The 12,660-nt window shown below is 70.3% G+C and carries 14 protein-coding genes; 3 read left to right on the forward strand and 11 right to left on the reverse strand.

Features of this window, described 5'->3' with window-relative positions:
- Nucleotides 1-19: 19 nt before the first annotated feature.
- The 6 genes from prcA to arc form a co-directional block, all read right to left on the reverse strand.
- Nucleotides 20-712 carry a proteasome subunit alpha gene (gene prcA, locus O3S82_RS09130; protein WP_179424304.1) on the reverse strand — a complete coding sequence of 231 codons (693 nt, stop codon included), beginning with the start codon at nt 710-712 and terminating at the stop codon, nt 20-22.
- Nucleotides 713-719: 7 nt separating this feature from the next.
- Complete coding sequence (prcB, locus tag O3S82_RS09135; RefSeq protein WP_179428060.1) at nt 720-1,532, reverse strand: proteasome subunit beta; 813 nt, start codon at nt 1,530-1,532, stop codon at nt 720-722.
- A complete protein-coding gene (locus O3S82_RS09140; RefSeq protein WP_179424303.1) occupies nt 1,532-1,726 on the reverse strand; it encodes a ubiquitin-like protein Pup in 195 nt (64 codons plus the stop codon). The genes prcB and O3S82_RS09140 overlap by 1 nt, the downstream gene beginning before the upstream one ends.
- Before the next feature lie 16 nt (nt 1,727-1,742).
- On the reverse strand, nt 1,743-3,248 hold the full coding sequence (gene dop / locus O3S82_RS09145) for a depupylase/deamidase Dop (RefSeq protein ID WP_269302299.1): 1,506 nt from the start codon (nt 3,246-3,248) through the stop codon (nt 1,743-1,745).
- Nucleotides 3,249-3,395: 147 nt separating this feature from the next.
- Complete coding sequence (locus O3S82_RS09150; protein WP_269302300.1) at nt 3,396-3,848, reverse strand: GNAT family N-acetyltransferase; 453 nt, start codon at nt 3,846-3,848, stop codon at nt 3,396-3,398.
- A gap of 14 nt (nt 3,849-3,862) precedes the next feature.
- Nucleotides 3,863-5,512 (reverse strand): proteasome ATPase, encoded by a 1,650-nt coding sequence (gene arc, locus O3S82_RS09155; RefSeq protein ID WP_179424301.1) that lies wholly within the window; start codon nt 5,510-5,512, stop codon nt 3,863-3,865.
- Nucleotides 5,513-5,652: 140 nt separating this feature from the next.
- Here arc and O3S82_RS09160 point away from each other — a divergent pair, with 140 nt between their 5' ends.
- Nucleotides 5,653-6,195, forward strand: a complete 543-nt coding sequence (locus O3S82_RS09160; RefSeq protein ID WP_269302302.1) for a hypothetical protein — start codon at nt 5,653-5,655, stop codon at nt 6,193-6,195.
- Nucleotides 6,192-7,070: a hypothetical protein gene (locus tag O3S82_RS09165; RefSeq protein WP_269302304.1), complete on the forward strand. Its 879-nt coding sequence runs from the start codon at nt 6,192-6,194 to the stop codon at nt 7,068-7,070. Before O3S82_RS09160 ends, O3S82_RS09165 begins: the two co-directional genes overlap by 4 nt.
- A gap of 3 nt (nt 7,071-7,073) precedes the next feature.
- Here O3S82_RS09165 and O3S82_RS09170 read toward each other — a convergent pair whose 3' ends face one another.
- The 3 genes from O3S82_RS09170 to O3S82_RS09180 all read right to left on the reverse strand — a co-directional run bounded on the left by O3S82_RS09170 (nt 7,074) and on the right by O3S82_RS09180 (nt 9,594).
- Entirely contained in the window at nt 7,074-7,952 is an 879-nt protein-coding gene (locus O3S82_RS09170) for a tRNA (adenine-N1)-methyltransferase (protein ID WP_269302306.1), read from the reverse strand.
- A complete protein-coding gene (locus tag O3S82_RS09175; protein WP_179424297.1) occupies nt 7,949-8,866 on the reverse strand; it encodes a M50 family metallopeptidase in 918 nt (305 codons plus the stop codon). Before O3S82_RS09175 ends, O3S82_RS09170 begins: the two co-directional genes overlap by 4 nt.
- A 71-nt stretch (nt 8,867-8,937) precedes the next feature.
- A complete protein-coding gene (locus O3S82_RS09180; RefSeq protein ID WP_269302308.1) occupies nt 8,938-9,594 on the reverse strand; it encodes an HAD family hydrolase in 657 nt (218 codons plus the stop codon).
- A 173-nt stretch (nt 9,595-9,767) separates the two neighbouring features.
- Between O3S82_RS09180 and O3S82_RS09185 the strand changes: the two genes are divergently transcribed.
- Nucleotides 9,768-10,658 carry a sulfite exporter TauE/SafE family protein gene (locus O3S82_RS09185; protein ID WP_269302310.1) on the forward strand — a complete coding sequence of 297 codons (891 nt, stop codon included), beginning with the start codon at nt 9,768-9,770 and terminating at the stop codon, nt 10,656-10,658.
- 6 nt (nt 10,659-10,664) lie between these two features.
- Here the strand turns inward: O3S82_RS09185 and O3S82_RS09190 are convergent, their stop codons facing one another.
- Nucleotides 10,665-11,486, reverse strand: a complete 822-nt coding sequence (locus O3S82_RS09190) for a class I SAM-dependent methyltransferase (RefSeq protein ID WP_269302312.1) — start codon at nt 11,484-11,486, stop codon at nt 10,665-10,667.
- A gap of 50 nt (nt 11,487-11,536) precedes the next feature.
- Nucleotides 11,537-12,514 carry a carboxypeptidase-like regulatory domain-containing protein gene (locus tag O3S82_RS09195; protein WP_269302314.1) on the reverse strand — a complete coding sequence of 326 codons (978 nt, stop codon included), beginning with the start codon at nt 12,512-12,514 and terminating at the stop codon, nt 11,537-11,539.
- Nucleotides 12,515-12,660 lie beyond the last annotated feature (146 nt).

Below are 12,660 nucleotides of genomic sequence, written 5' to 3' on the forward strand. Positions count from 1 at the left end.
GCGTGCAGCTGCGAGAGGATCAGCCGAGGAGCTCGGCGACCTGCGCCAGACCGAGCCGCTTGAACTTGCGCGGCTGGCTGCGGGTGCGGTCGAGCACCGCGACCTCGAGGTCGGCCGGGGCGATCGTGCGCGCGGGCTCGGCGTCGTTGCCCAGGGCCGTCCGGGCCAGGCGCAGGGCCTCCGCCAGCGGCAGGTCCGCTTGGTAGTGCGTGCTGAGGTACTCCTCGACCTTGTCGCTCTGGCCGCCCATCACGCCGTAGCCCGGCACGTCGGCGACCGAGCCGTCGTAGGTCAGGCGGTAGATCTGGTCGGCGGAGGGCTTCGAGCCGACCTCGGCGACGAAGATCTCGACCTCGTAGGGCTTCTCTCCGCCGCTGGAGAAGATCGTGCCCAGCGTCTGCGCGTACGCGTTGGCCAGGCCGCGGCCGGTGACGTCGCTGCGGTCGTAGGAGTAGCCGCGCATGTCGGCCAGGCGGACGCCGGCGATGCGCAGGTTCTCGAACTCGTTGTAACGACCCACGGCGGCGAAGCCGATGCGGTCGTAGATCTCGCTGATCTTGTGCAGCGCACGCGAGGGGTTCTCGGCGACGAAGACGATGCCGTCGGCGTAGCGGACGACCGCGACGCTGCGGCCCCGGGCGATGCCCTTGCGGGCGAAGTCCGCCCGGTCCTTCATCAGCTGCTCGGGCGAGACGTAGAAGGGGGTGGTCATGGCGCTCCTAGGTCAGCGGGGCGGACGGGCCGTCGGGCGACTGCATGCGCCCGCCGATCACCAAGTCGGCGATCGCGGCGGTCCTGGACTCGTCCCACGCGCGGTAGCCGTCGGCGGTGATCACCGAGATGAGCGGGAAGATCCGGCGCGTCAGGTCGGGGCCGCCCGTGGCGGTGTCGTCGTCGGCGGCGTCGTACAGCGCCTGGACGACCGCCGTGACGGCATCGGTCTCGGTCATGCCGGAGCGGTAGAGCTTCTTGAGCGAGCCGCGCGCGAACGTGGAGCCCGAGCCCACCGAGTGGAAGGTGCGCTCCTCGTTCTTGTTGCCGGTGACGTCGAACGCGAAGATGCGGCCCTGCTCGGCCTCGAGGTCGTAGGCGGCGAACAGCGGCACCACGGCGAGTCCCTGCATGGCCATGCCGAGGTTGCCGCGGATCAGCGTCGCGAGCCGGTTGGCCTTGCCGTCGGTGGAGAGCGTGGTGCCCTCGATCTTCTCGTAGTGCTCGAGCTCGACCTGGAACAGTCGCGTCATCTCCACGGCGATGCCCGCGGTGCCGGCGATGCCGACGCAGCTGAACTCGTCGGTCGGGAAGACCTTCTGGATGTCGCGCTGCGCGATGACGTTGCCCATCGTGGCGCGGCGGTCGCCGCCCATCACGACGCCGCCGTCGAACGTGGCGGCGACGATCGTGGTCCCGTGGGTCACGTCGAGGCCGGACACGGTGCCGACCGGGGCGCTCGGGAGCAGGTCAGGAGCCTGGGTGGCGAGGAACTCGGCGAACGAGGAGGATCCGACGGCGCGGAAGCCTCCATCGAGCATCACTGCCCGCCCTTCTGGACGAAGCTGCGCACGAACTCCTCGGCGTTCTCCTCGAGGACGTCGTCGATCTCGTCGAGGATGGAGTCGACGTCGTCGTCGAGCTTCTCCTTGCGCTCGGCATCGACCTCGGTGGTCTCGACCTGCTCTTCGTCGACGTCGCTCTTGCGCGTCGTCCTCTGCTGTTGCTCGGCCATGTCTCCACCCTATCCACTAGCGGCCCGTGATGGCCCGGAAGAGTTCTGCGGCGCTCCCGACGCGCTGGAACAGTCCGTCGACGTGCTCGGCGGTGCCCTTGAGCGGCTCCATCGTCGGCACGCGCTGGAGCGAGTCGTGTCCGGGCAGGTCGAAGATCACCGAGTCCCACGACGCCGCGGCGATGTCGGCGGAGAACCGCTGCAGGCAGCGGCCGCGGAAGTAGGCCCGGGTGTCGTGCGGCGGCTCGGTGACCGCCTCCTCGATCGCGGCGTCCTCGAGCAGCCGCTCCATGCGCCCGGCGGCCACCAGCCTGTGGTAGAGCCCGCGCTCGGGGCGGATGTCGTGGTACTGCAGGTCGACCAGGTGCAGCTTCGCGTGGTCCCAGTCGAGGCCGTCGCGCTCGCGGTACTGCTCCAGCAGCGCCAGCTTGGCCACCCAGTCGAGCTCGCGGACGAGGCTCATCGGGTCGTCCGCGAGGCGGGTGAGCACCGACTCCCACGTGTCCAGCACGTCGAGCGTCTGCGGGTCGTCGTCGCCCTGGCTCTCGACGAACTTGCGGGCGTGCTCGAGGTAGTGCTCCTGCAGCTCCAGCGCGGTGATGCTGCGCCCGTCGGCCAGCTGCACGGTGGTGCGCAGGGTGGGGTCGTACGAGATCTGGTGCAGCGCGCGGACGGGCTCGGCCAGCTCGAGCGGCTCGGGCAGCGCGTCGGCCTCGATCATCGCCAGCACGAGCGACGTGGTGCCGTGCTTGAGGTAGATGGAGGTCTCCGACAGGTTCGCGTCGCCGATGATGACGTGCAGGCGCCGGTACTTCTTCGGGTCGGCGTGCGGCTCGTCGCGCGTGTTGATGATCGGCCGCTTCAGCGTGGTCTCGAGACCGACCTCGACCTCGAAGTAGTCCGAGCGCTGGCTGATCTGGAACGCGTGGACGCTGCCGTCCTGGTGCTGGCCGACGCGGCCCGCGCCGGTGATGATCTGGCGGCCGACGAAGAACGGCGTCAGCTGGCGCACGATCGACAGGAACGGCACGTCGCGACGCATGAGGTAGTTCTCGTGCGAGCCGTACGCGGCGCCCTTGTTGTCGACGTTGTTCTTGTAGAGCATGATCGGCGCGACGCCGGGCACCCGTGCCGCCAGCCGGGCACCGCGCAGCATCACGAGCTCGCCGGCCTTCTCCCAGCGCACGACGTCGAGGGGGCTGGTGACCTCGGGGCTGGAGTACTCGGGGTGGGCGTGGTCGACGTACAGGCGGGCGCCGTTCGTCAGGATGATGTTGGCCAGGCCCATGTCCTCGTCGGTGAGCTGCGAGGGATCGGCCGCGTCACGGCCGAGGTCGAAGCCACGCGCGTCGCGCAGCGGGCTCTCCTCCTCGTAGTCCCAGCGGGCGCGGCGCGTGAGGCCGTTCGCGGCCGCGTAGGAGTTGACCACGTGGGTCGCGGCCACCATCGGGTTCGCCTGGGGCTGGCCCTGCACGGCGATGCCGTACTCGACCTCGGACCCCTGGACTCGTCGGACGCTCACGCTGGCCAGCCTACGTCGTCACGCGAGCCCCGCCCGGGCTACGCGCGCGCCGTCCGGCGCGCGAGATGTGTAGCGCTGTCCACCGTTTTTTCGGCCGATGGGCCGAAAGAGGGTGGATACCGCTACACATCTGGGGCCGGGGACCGGTCAGAGGACCTTGCCGAGGTGGACGGAGTCGTCGTACTCGGCGTAGTAGCCGAAGGGTGGCACGTCGCCGTAGCCGGCCGAGCGGTAGAGCGCGATGGCCTCGGGCTGCTCGGTGCCGGTCTCGAGGACGAGGCGGCGGATCCCCTGGCGGGCGGCGCTGCGCTCGAGCTCCTCCAGCACCTGGCGCGAGAGGCCCTGTCCGCGGTGGGAGTCGAGCACGAACATGCGCTTGATCTCGCCGTCGGTGTCGCCCGCCGGGCCGCCGCGGCGCCAGCCGCCCATGGCGACCGGCACCTCGTCGACGTAGCCGATGAAGAAGATCCCGTTGGGGTGGTCGAACTCCTCAGGGTGCATCGGCGAGGAGTCGCCCACCTCGCTGGCGTAGCGCCGGACGTACTCGGCCTGGACCAGCTCGGTGAGCTTCACGGCGTCCGGGTGGTCGTAGCGGACCACGCGCAGTTCGAGTGTCAGAGGTACTGTCCCGTGTTCGCGACCGTGTCGATCGACCGACCCGGCTCGTTGCCGCCCTTGCCCGTGATGAGCGTGCGGATGAAGACGATCCGCTCGCCCTTCTTGCCCGAGATCCGCGCCCAGTCGTCGGGGTTGGTGGTGTTGGGCAGGTCCTCGTTCTCCTTGAACTCGTCGACGCACGCCTGCAGCATGTGCTGGACCCGGAGGCCCTTGCTGCGGTGGTCGAGGAAGTCCTTGATCGCCATCTTCTTCGCGCGGTCGACGATGTTCTGGATCATCGCGCCCGAGTTGAAGTCCTTGAAGTACAGGATCTCCTTGTCGCCGCCGGCGTAGGTGACCTCGAGGAACTGGTTCTCCTCGCTCTCGGTGTACATCCGCTCGACGGTGCGCTGGATCATCCCGTGCACGCACGCCTCACGGTCGCCGTTCCACTCGCGCAGGTCGTCCTCGTGCAGCGGCAGCGTCGTGGTCAAGTACTTGCTGAAGATGTCGCGTGCGGCCTCGGCGTCGGGGCGCTCGATCTTGATCTTCACGTCGAGGCGACCGGGTCGCAGGATCGCCGGGTCGATCATGTCCTCGCGGTTCGAGGCGCCGATGACCAGCACGTTCTCCAGTCCCTCGACGCCGTCGATCTCGCTGAGCAGCTGGGGGACGATCGTGTTCTCGACGTCGGACGAGACGCCCGAGCCGCGGGTGCGGAACAGCGAGTCCATCTCGTCGAAGAAGACGATGACGGGCGTGCCCTCGCCGGCCTTCTCGCGCGCCCGCTGGAAGACCAGGCGGATGTGGCGCTCGGTCTCGCCGACGTACTTGTTCAGCAGCTCGGGACCCTTGATGTTGAGGAAGTAGGAGCGACCCTCCTCCCCCGTGCGCTCGCTGACCTTCTTGGCCAGGCTCGCCGCGACCGCCTTGGCGATCATCGTCTTGCCGCAGCCGGGCGGGCCGTAGAGCAGGATGCCCTTCGGCGGCTTGAGCTCGTGCTCGACGAACACCTCGGGGTACAGGTAGGGCAGCTCGACGGCGTCCTTGATGATCTCCACCTGGTTGCCCAGGCCGCCGATGCTGGTGTAGTCGATGTCCGGGACCTCCTCGAGGACCAGCTCCTCGACCTCGGACTTCGGGATGCGCTCGTAGACGTAGCCGGCGCGGCTGTCGAGCAGCAGGGAGTCGCCCGCGCGCAGGCGCTCCTGAGCGAGGGTGTCGGCCAGCCGGACGACCTTCTCCTCGTCGGCGTTGCCGAGGACGAGGGCGCGCTCGCCGTCGGGCATGAGCTCCTTGAGCATCACGACCTCGCCGATCTGCTCGAACGCCAACGCCGCGACCACGTTCATGGCCTCGTTGAGGATGACCTCCTGGCCCTTGCGCAGCGCGTCCTTGTCGACGGCGGGGCTGACGTTCACCCGCAGCTTGCGGCCGCCGGTCATGACGTCGACCGAGTCGTCCTCGTTGCGCTGCAGGAACGTGCCGAAGCCCGTGGGCGGCTGGGCGAGGCGGTCGACCTCCTCCTTGAGCGCGACGATCTGGTCGCGCGCCTCCCGCAGGGTGGAGGTCAGGCGCTCGTTCTGCGCGGCCGTGCTGGCCAGGCGCGCCTCGGCGTCGGCGAGGCGGGCCTCGGCGTACCTGTCGGTGTACTCGCTACCGGTCATGTGACACCTCCTGGAGGGATTGCTACGACCCTACCCGCCGAGCACGTCCTCACCAGTCCATCTCGCGACGGATGTGTTGCGATCGTGTTGCGCGGTGCACGGGCAGGCTCCCACGGCGTGTCCTGACTACGATGTGGGCCATGACTCGAGGGACTCTCCTGACGCTGACGTGCGCCCTGACGCTGAGCCTGGGACTGGCCGGCTGCGGTGGCGACGACGATGACCCGGCGGGTCCGCGTCCCAGCGCCTCGGCCTCGGCCTCCCCCACGGCCGACGACGAGGAGACGGCCGTCGCCGCCGCGTACACGGCCTTCCTCGAGGAGAAGCGCACGATCGAGAACTCGGGCACGGTGCCGGAGGACGCCTACGAGGCCACCGTCGCGCCCGTCCGGATCGAGAAGGAGCGCGCGCTCGCGCGGCAGTACGCCGAGTCCGGACTCGTCCGCGTGGGTCAGTCCGAGGTCAAGGACCCCGAGGTCGTCGACCTGTCCGGCGACAGCGCCACGCTCGTGGTCTGCGAGAACGAGGACGGCTGGGGCTTCAAGCCGAAGGGCCAGGAGGTCCAGTACCCCGAGAACGGCTGGGGTCCCCGCGGCATGAAGGTGGTCCGCGTCGACGACCGCTGGCTCGTCGCCGAGCCGATCGACCAGAGCCAGCTGCCCGCGAAGGACTGCGGCGCATGACCGGCCTCGCACGCCGCCTCGGCGCCCTCCTGACCCTCGTGCTCGTGGGCGGGTTCCTCATGGCCTCCCCCGCCGCCGCGGACCGCGTGTGCCTGAAGGAGGGCCTCATCCAGCAGCCCGACGGCTCCGCCACCTACGGCTGCATCCAGTGGTCCGAGGGTGGCGGCGGCGACTCCGGCGGTGGCGGGGGCGGCGGCGGGAACGCGACCCCCTCGTGCACCTACCAGGACGTCTACGACGATTTCTGCATGGGCGATCGCGCCTGCTTCATGAACGATCCCGCGGTCTACCAGGACGTCGAGGAGATCCGCGAGCGCGGCGACTCGATCTCGGACAAGCCCGACGACGCCGACCACATCATCTACGTCGGCTGCATGGGGCCCGACGGCACCGAGTACCGCAACTGGTACTGGGACACCGAGTTCGAGACCGTCTCGGTGCGCGACCGCCTGCTGGCCGCGTACGGCCGGATCGTCCTCCCGGACGTGACCCCCGTCCACAACCCGCCGACTCGCACGCTGGTCAACCTCGACACGTGGTGGTGGGCCGAGGGCGCCTCGTCGAACCCGATCGTGGGCTCGGAGGCGCTCGGCCTCGTGGCGATCGCCGAGCCGCGCGAGATGACCGTGAGTGCCGCCGGGCAGTCGATCAGCTGTCCGGTGGTCACGACCCGGTCGGACGCCTGCTCGATGACGTTCCGCCGCAGCGGCTCGCACGTCGCCACGATGCGGATCCTCTACGACATCCGCTTCGAGCTGGACGGCGCGCCGTTCGCGGTGCCGGCAGGCAACGACGAGCTGCTGACGATGGAGTCCAGCGACACGGTCACGGTGCCGGTGCTCGAGGTGCAGTCGCTCGTGACCGACCTGGGCTGAGCCTCACACGTCGGCCGGACGCGGTCCCACGTAGTCGGGGCCGTAGGCGCCGGGAGCGGGGCGCCGCGTCTTCGGCATCGGCTTCTGGCCGGGTGCCAGGCGCCGCGCGGTGACGAGGAACGCCGTGTGCCCGTTCATCTTGTGGTGAGGGCGCACCGCCAGGCCCTCGAGGTGCCAGTCGCGCACCAGGGTCTCCCACGCGTGCGGCTCGGTGAACCCGGCCGACTCGCGCAGTGACTCGACGAAGCGCGACAGCTGCGTGGTGGTGGCGACGTAGCCGCACACGATGCCGCCGGGCACGAGGCGCTCGAGTGCCAGCGGGATGCAGGTCCACGGATCGACCATGTCGAGGATGATGCGGTCGACCTCGGGGCCGTCCGCCGCGTCGCGGAGGTCGCCGACCGTGAGGGTCCAGGTGTCCGGAACGCCGCCGAGCGCCTGCTCGACGTTCTTGCGGGCGGTCTCGGCGAACTCCTCGCGCAGCTCGTGCGACTCGAGGTGTCCCTCGGGCCCGATGGCGCGCAGCAGGTAGGAGCTGAGGCTGCCCGATCCGGCGCCGGCCTCGATCACGCGCGCGCCGGGGAAGATGTCCGCCTGGACGAGGATCTGGGCCGCGTCCTTGGGGTAGATGATCGCGGCGCCGCGCGGCATCGAGACGACGTATTCGAACAGCAGCGGGCGGAACACCTGGTACGGGAACTCCAGCGACGTCTCGACCACGATGCCCTCGGGGCGGCCGATGATGTCGTCGTGGCGGATCTGCCCCTTCTTGGTGCTGAACTCCTTGCCGGCGACGAGCTGGATGTTGTGTTTGCGGCCCTTGGGGTCGGAGAGTCGGATCCACTCACCCTCGACGAAGGGGCCGGTGCGTTGGTGGTTCATCCGGCTTCACGATAGGCGCGGTCGACGGTGGATGCGAAGAGGGTCCCCACGACCGTGCCCCGGTCGTCGACCAACGCGTACGCGTTCGAGGGATTCTCCGCCATCGCGACCAGCAGGTCGCGGCCCTTGAGGTCGACCGAGATCGGCACCGCGCCGGTCGGCGGCGGCTCGGGACGCATGAGCCTCTCGGCCCTCAGCGCACCGATCCGGGCGAGCGCGACGCCCTGCTTGAGGGCGTAGGACGCGCCCTGCCAGAGGAAGAGGGCGACGGCGAGCAGCAGCAGGGCCCGGCCGATCGCGAACGTGTCGTCGCCGAACATCATCGGGACGGCGAAGGCGACCAGGACGAGGGCGGCGACGCGGCCGATCCAGCCGGCGACGCGCACGCCCTTGGCCTCGCTGCCGGTGACCGCCCAGATGAGGGCGCGCAGCACGCGGCCCCCGTCGAGCGGCAGGCCGGGCAGCATGTTGAAGACGGCGATCAGCAGGTTGATGAAGCCGACCGACCACAGCACCGAGTGGCTCGCGCCCGTCGTCGCGGTCGCGCCCCACAGCGCCGCGATGCCGAGCACGAACGAGCTCAGCGGTCCGACGATCGAGGTGACGAGCTCCTGCCAGGGGTGACGCGAGTCTCCCTCGATCCGGGTCTCGCCGCCGAGCAGGTGCAGCTCGACCGCGGACACCCGCATGCCGAACCAGAGAGCGGCGGCGAGGTGCGCCAGCTCGTGCAGCAGCACCGAGACGTACAGGCTCAGGACGAAGACGATCGCGGTCAGGTACGGGTCGGGGCCCGCACCGAGCGACTCGAACTGCGGCGCGAAGACGATCACCAGGATGACGCCCATCACCAGCAGGGAGGGACGCACGACGATGTCCGCGCCCGCGATGCGCGCGATGCGCCAACCGCCACTCATGGGTACAACGTACTGGCGTCGTCGCGGGCGGCTCGCCTTCTGGGGGCGGTGGCGCAGCGCGAGTTCCGGCGTCAGAGAGCGGCGAGGCGCCCGAGGTCCTCGACTGTGAGGTGGGTGAGGCTCGTGATGATCGTGCGTCGCGGCGCCTCGGGCACGTTGACCGCGTGCGGGACCGCCACCACGTGGCATCCGGCGGCGTTCGCGGACGCCGCTCCCGTGCGGGAGTCCTCGATCGCCACGCAGTCGGCGGCCTGCACGCCCAGCAGCTCCGCCGCGCGCAGGTAGGGCTCGGGGTGGGGCTTGCCGTGCGTGACCGCGTCGCCCGTGACGACGGCGTCGAACCCGAGGATCTCCACCACCGGCTCCGCGATGTAGTCGTACGACATGGTGACGAGCGCCTGCGGCACACCGGCCTCGCGCAGGGCCGTGATCAGCTCGACCGCTCCGGGGCGCCAGTCCTGCTTCTCGCGCAGGCCCGCGGCGACCTTGCCCCCGAGCCAGGCCGTGATCTCCTCGGGCTCCATGTCCGAGCCGATGCGGCGCTTGATGTAGACGGCGGCCTCCCGCAGGTCGCTGCCCACGAGGGACAGCGCGTCCTCCTCGGTCCAGACCGCGTCGTGTTGCGCCGCGAGCTCGTACTCGCCGCCGATCCACAGCGGCTCGGTGTCGACGATCGTGCCGTCCATGTCCCACAGGACGGCGGCCGGGAGGTGCGAAGGCGCGTTCATGGTCAGTCTCTCGAGAGGGGGCACTCACGACCAACGTCTCACGCGGGGCCCCGGCGCGTGCCGGAGGGCACGCTCCCGAGCGGGCGTCCCACGTTCCGGACACCCCTCGCCTTGAGCTCAAAGTCACCTAATCTACTCGTGTTTGACCACTACGGACGTCGGAGCGAGGTGACATGGGGATCGTCGTGGCCTTCGCGCTGGCGGGCGGACTGGCTCAGCTCGTCGACGGCACCCTGGGCATGGGCTTCGGCGTCACGTCGGCCACCGTGCTGCTGTTCATGGGCGTCGCGCCCGTCACGGCGAGCGCCGCCACCCACGCCGCGAAGCTGCCGACGACGCTGATCAGCGGGCTCTCGCACTGGCGTGAAGGCAACATCGACACCGCGGTCCTGGTGCGCGTCGCGCTGCCGGGCGCGGTGGGCGGGTTCCTGGGCGCCGTCGTGCTCACCACCATCAGCCTCGCCTCGGCGAAGGGCTGGATGTCGGGGCTGCTGCTCTTCTTCGGCTTCGTGATCTTCGCCCGGTTCGGCCTCGGGATCCGGCTGATCCCGACGCCGAGGAACGGCCACACTGCGCGCTGGCTCTCCCCCATCGGCCTGCTCGGCGGCTTCGTCGACGCGACCGGGGGCGGTGGCTGGGGTCCGGTCGTCACCCCCAGCCTGATGACCGTCACCCGCCACGAGCCGCGCCAGGTGGTGGGCACCGTCAACGCCGCCGAGTTCCTCGTCGCCGTCTCCGTCTCGTTCGGCTTCCTCACCGGCGCCGCGCAGCACGGGATCCCGTGGCTGCCCGTCCTCGGTCTCGCGCTCGGCGGTGCCGTCATGGCTCCCATCGCGGCACGTCTCGCCGGCCGACTCCCCCACGCGCCGATGGGCACGATGGTCGGCGGCATGGTCATCCTGGTCAACGGGGTCACGATCATCGCGGCCCTCGGCGGCCTCCCCAGCTGGCTCGACGCCCTGCTGGTCCTGGCCGCGGTCGGCGCCACCGGCACCGTCGCCGCCAGGGCGTGGCGCCGCGAGCGGGACGACCGCCGCGCCGCCGTGCTGGCTCCGACCTCCTGAGCCTCGTCAGGCGGGTCGGCGGGCGACGACCTCGATCCAGCGGGTGGGGGCCTCGATCGGATCGGGTCCGAAGTGACGCCTCAGGGCGTCCTCGGCGATCCGTGTCGCCTCCTCGAGCTCCATGGTCGAGTGCCGCTCGATCGCCAGCCGCAGCGGCGTGCCGTGGCAGAAGGCCTCCGCGGCCTCGGCCGCCGTGGTGCGGCTCGTCCCGGCGAGGGACCTGATCGTGGCGTCCGGCATCCCGGCCTCCTCCAGGTCGTCGCGCAGGTGCGGGACGTGGAAGTAGCCGTGCGGCAGGCGGCTCATGAAGTCCAGCGGCTCGTGCGGGGTCGCCGTGACGAGGGCGGAGTGGACGACCCACGGGACCTCGCTGGTCTCGATGCGGTCCCAGACCGTGTAGGCGAGGGTGCCGCCGGGACGCAGCACCCGCCGGGCCTCGCGGAGCCCCCGCACGCGATCGGGCAGGAACATGACGCCGAACTGGCACACGACGAGGTCGAACTCCTCGTCGCCGTACGGAAGGTCGAGCGCATCGGCCTGCCGCCAGCGGACGTCGCCCGCGTCCTGCGCTCTCGCCGTGTCGAGCATCGACTCGCTCAGATCGGTGGCGGTGAGGCGGGCGTCCGGACAGCTGCGCGCCAGCGCCCTCGTGAGCACTCCGGTGCCGGCGGCGGTCTCGAGGATGTCGGACGGGGTGGTCTCCGCCACGACGCGGGCGAGGTGCTCCGCCGGCTCCTCGAAGATCATCGGCACGAGGAGCCGCTGGTAGACCTCCGCGATGCCGGCGTGGAACTGCGCGTCCGGGCTCGTCGGGGAACCTGCGCCCATCTTCGCAAGGTACGCCGCCGGTGCGGCCCCGACAATGCTCCGAAGGAGCCTCAGCGCACCGTGAGCGTGAGCGGCTTCGACGCGATGCGGAACGTGTCCTGATCGCCGCCCCAGATCCACTTGTACGTGTGCGTCCCCTTCGGCTGCTTGATCGTGTAGATCTTCGACTTCCCGAGCTTCACGTAGAGGAACTTGATGCGCTTCCCGTCGCGGTAGAGCGAGAGGCGCAGCGGCTTGTCGCGCCACAGGTCGAACTCGGCGCGCGTGCGGTAGGTGTTGCCGATCCGGACCCCGAACCGCACCTCACCGGGCCCCGCGAGCGGCACCCCGTTCCTCACGTACCCGCGGTCGCGCAGGAACGTCGACCAGTGCACCTTGGTCACCAGCTTGACGTTGCGGACGACCTCGCCGGGCTTCGAGATCCTGACCAGCGACGGGAACGTCACCTTCGGGATGTTGTCCGAGAAGTCCTGCCGGCCCGTCAACGGCCACGTGCCGGTCGGCAGGCCGCGCAGCGTCAGGATTCCGCGGGCGTCGGTGAACGAGTAGCGCTCGCCGAACACCGGGCTGGTCGCTCCCTTCGCCTCCACGAGGTAGCGCGGCAGACGGTGGCCGGATGGCGTCGTGACGGTGGCGCGCACCGTGCTGCCTCGAGCCACCTCGAACGTGCCGAGCGAGGTCGTGCCCTCCTGCACCGTCACCGTGACGGGGTCGACCCAGGTGTACTTCACGGGGTTCGGCTCCCAGTAGAAGCTGTCGGTGAAGTACTCCTCCGCGACCAAGGTGTACTGGCCGGGCGCCGCGGCGGTCGTGCTGAACTCGCCGGTCGCCGACGTCACCAGGTCGATCGCGGCACCGCCGCCGGCTGGCGTGAGCCGGACCTTCATGCCCTTCACCGGGCGGTCGAGATCGTCGACGATCCGGCCGGTCACCTGCGTCGCGGGTGCCTCGGCCACCGCCGGCTGCATCGCCGTCGCCGCCAGCACCATCGTCATGACGGCCACCACGGCCGCTGCCCATCCCCGCATGCTCGATCCCCCCGGACCTGTCGGACTCCTCCAGCGAGGGTACGTCGCCGCGTGAGTCATGTCACGGCTGTGACGGATGGGAACAAGGACGCGCGGCGGCGCGTTCAGGACCACTGTCGCCTCGGGCGACCCGTCCCCCGCCGCAC

Origin of the sequence: Aeromicrobium sp. HA (genome assembly GCF_027171405.1) — a bacterium.
Taxonomy (GTDB): Bacteria; Actinomycetota; Actinomycetes; order Propionibacteriales; family Nocardioidaceae; genus Aeromicrobium; species Aeromicrobium tamlense.

What these genes read in the sequence shown, in the direction of transcription:
- O3S82_RS09185 (WP_269302310.1), top strand. Translation starts at nt 9,768, where the DNA reads ATGGGGATCGTCGTGGCCTTCGCGCTGGCGGGCGGACTGGCTCAGCTC.
- prcB (WP_179428060.1), bottom strand. Translation starts at nt 1,532, where the DNA reads ATGCTCGATGGAGGCTTCCGCGCCGTCGGATCCTCCTCGTTCGCCGAG.
- O3S82_RS09175 (WP_179424297.1), bottom strand. Translation starts at nt 8,866, where the DNA reads ATGAGTGGCGGTTGGCGCATCGCGCGCATCGCGGGCGCGGACATCGTC.
- O3S82_RS09165 (WP_269302304.1), top strand. Translation starts at nt 6,192, where the DNA reads ATGACCGGCCTCGCACGCCGCCTCGGCGCCCTCCTGACCCTCGTGCTC.
- O3S82_RS09195 (WP_269302314.1), bottom strand. Translation starts at nt 12,514, where the DNA reads ATGCGGGGATGGGCAGCGGCCGTGGTGGCCGTCATGACGATGGTGCTG.
- O3S82_RS09180 (WP_269302308.1), bottom strand. Translation starts at nt 9,594, where the DNA reads ATGAACGCGCCTTCGCACCTCCCGGCCGCCGTCCTGTGGGACATGGAC.
- O3S82_RS09140 (WP_179424303.1), bottom strand. Translation starts at nt 1,726, where the DNA reads ATGGCCGAGCAACAGCAGAGGACGACGCGCAAGAGCGACGTCGACGAA.
- O3S82_RS09170 (WP_269302306.1), bottom strand. Translation starts at nt 7,952, where the DNA reads ATGAACCACCAACGCACCGGCCCCTTCGTCGAGGGTGAGTGGATCCGA.
- prcA (WP_179424304.1), bottom strand. Translation starts at nt 712, where the DNA reads ATGACCACCCCCTTCTACGTCTCGCCCGAGCAGCTGATGAAGGACCGG.
- O3S82_RS09190 (WP_269302312.1), bottom strand. Translation starts at nt 11,486, where the DNA reads ATGGGCGCAGGTTCCCCGACGAGCCCGGACGCGCAGTTCCACGCCGGC.
- arc (WP_179424301.1), bottom strand. Translation starts at nt 5,512, where the DNA reads ATGACCGGTAGCGAGTACACCGACAGGTACGCCGAGGCCCGCCTCGCC.
- O3S82_RS09160 (WP_269302302.1), top strand. Translation starts at nt 5,653, where the DNA reads ATGACTCGAGGGACTCTCCTGACGCTGACGTGCGCCCTGACGCTGAGC.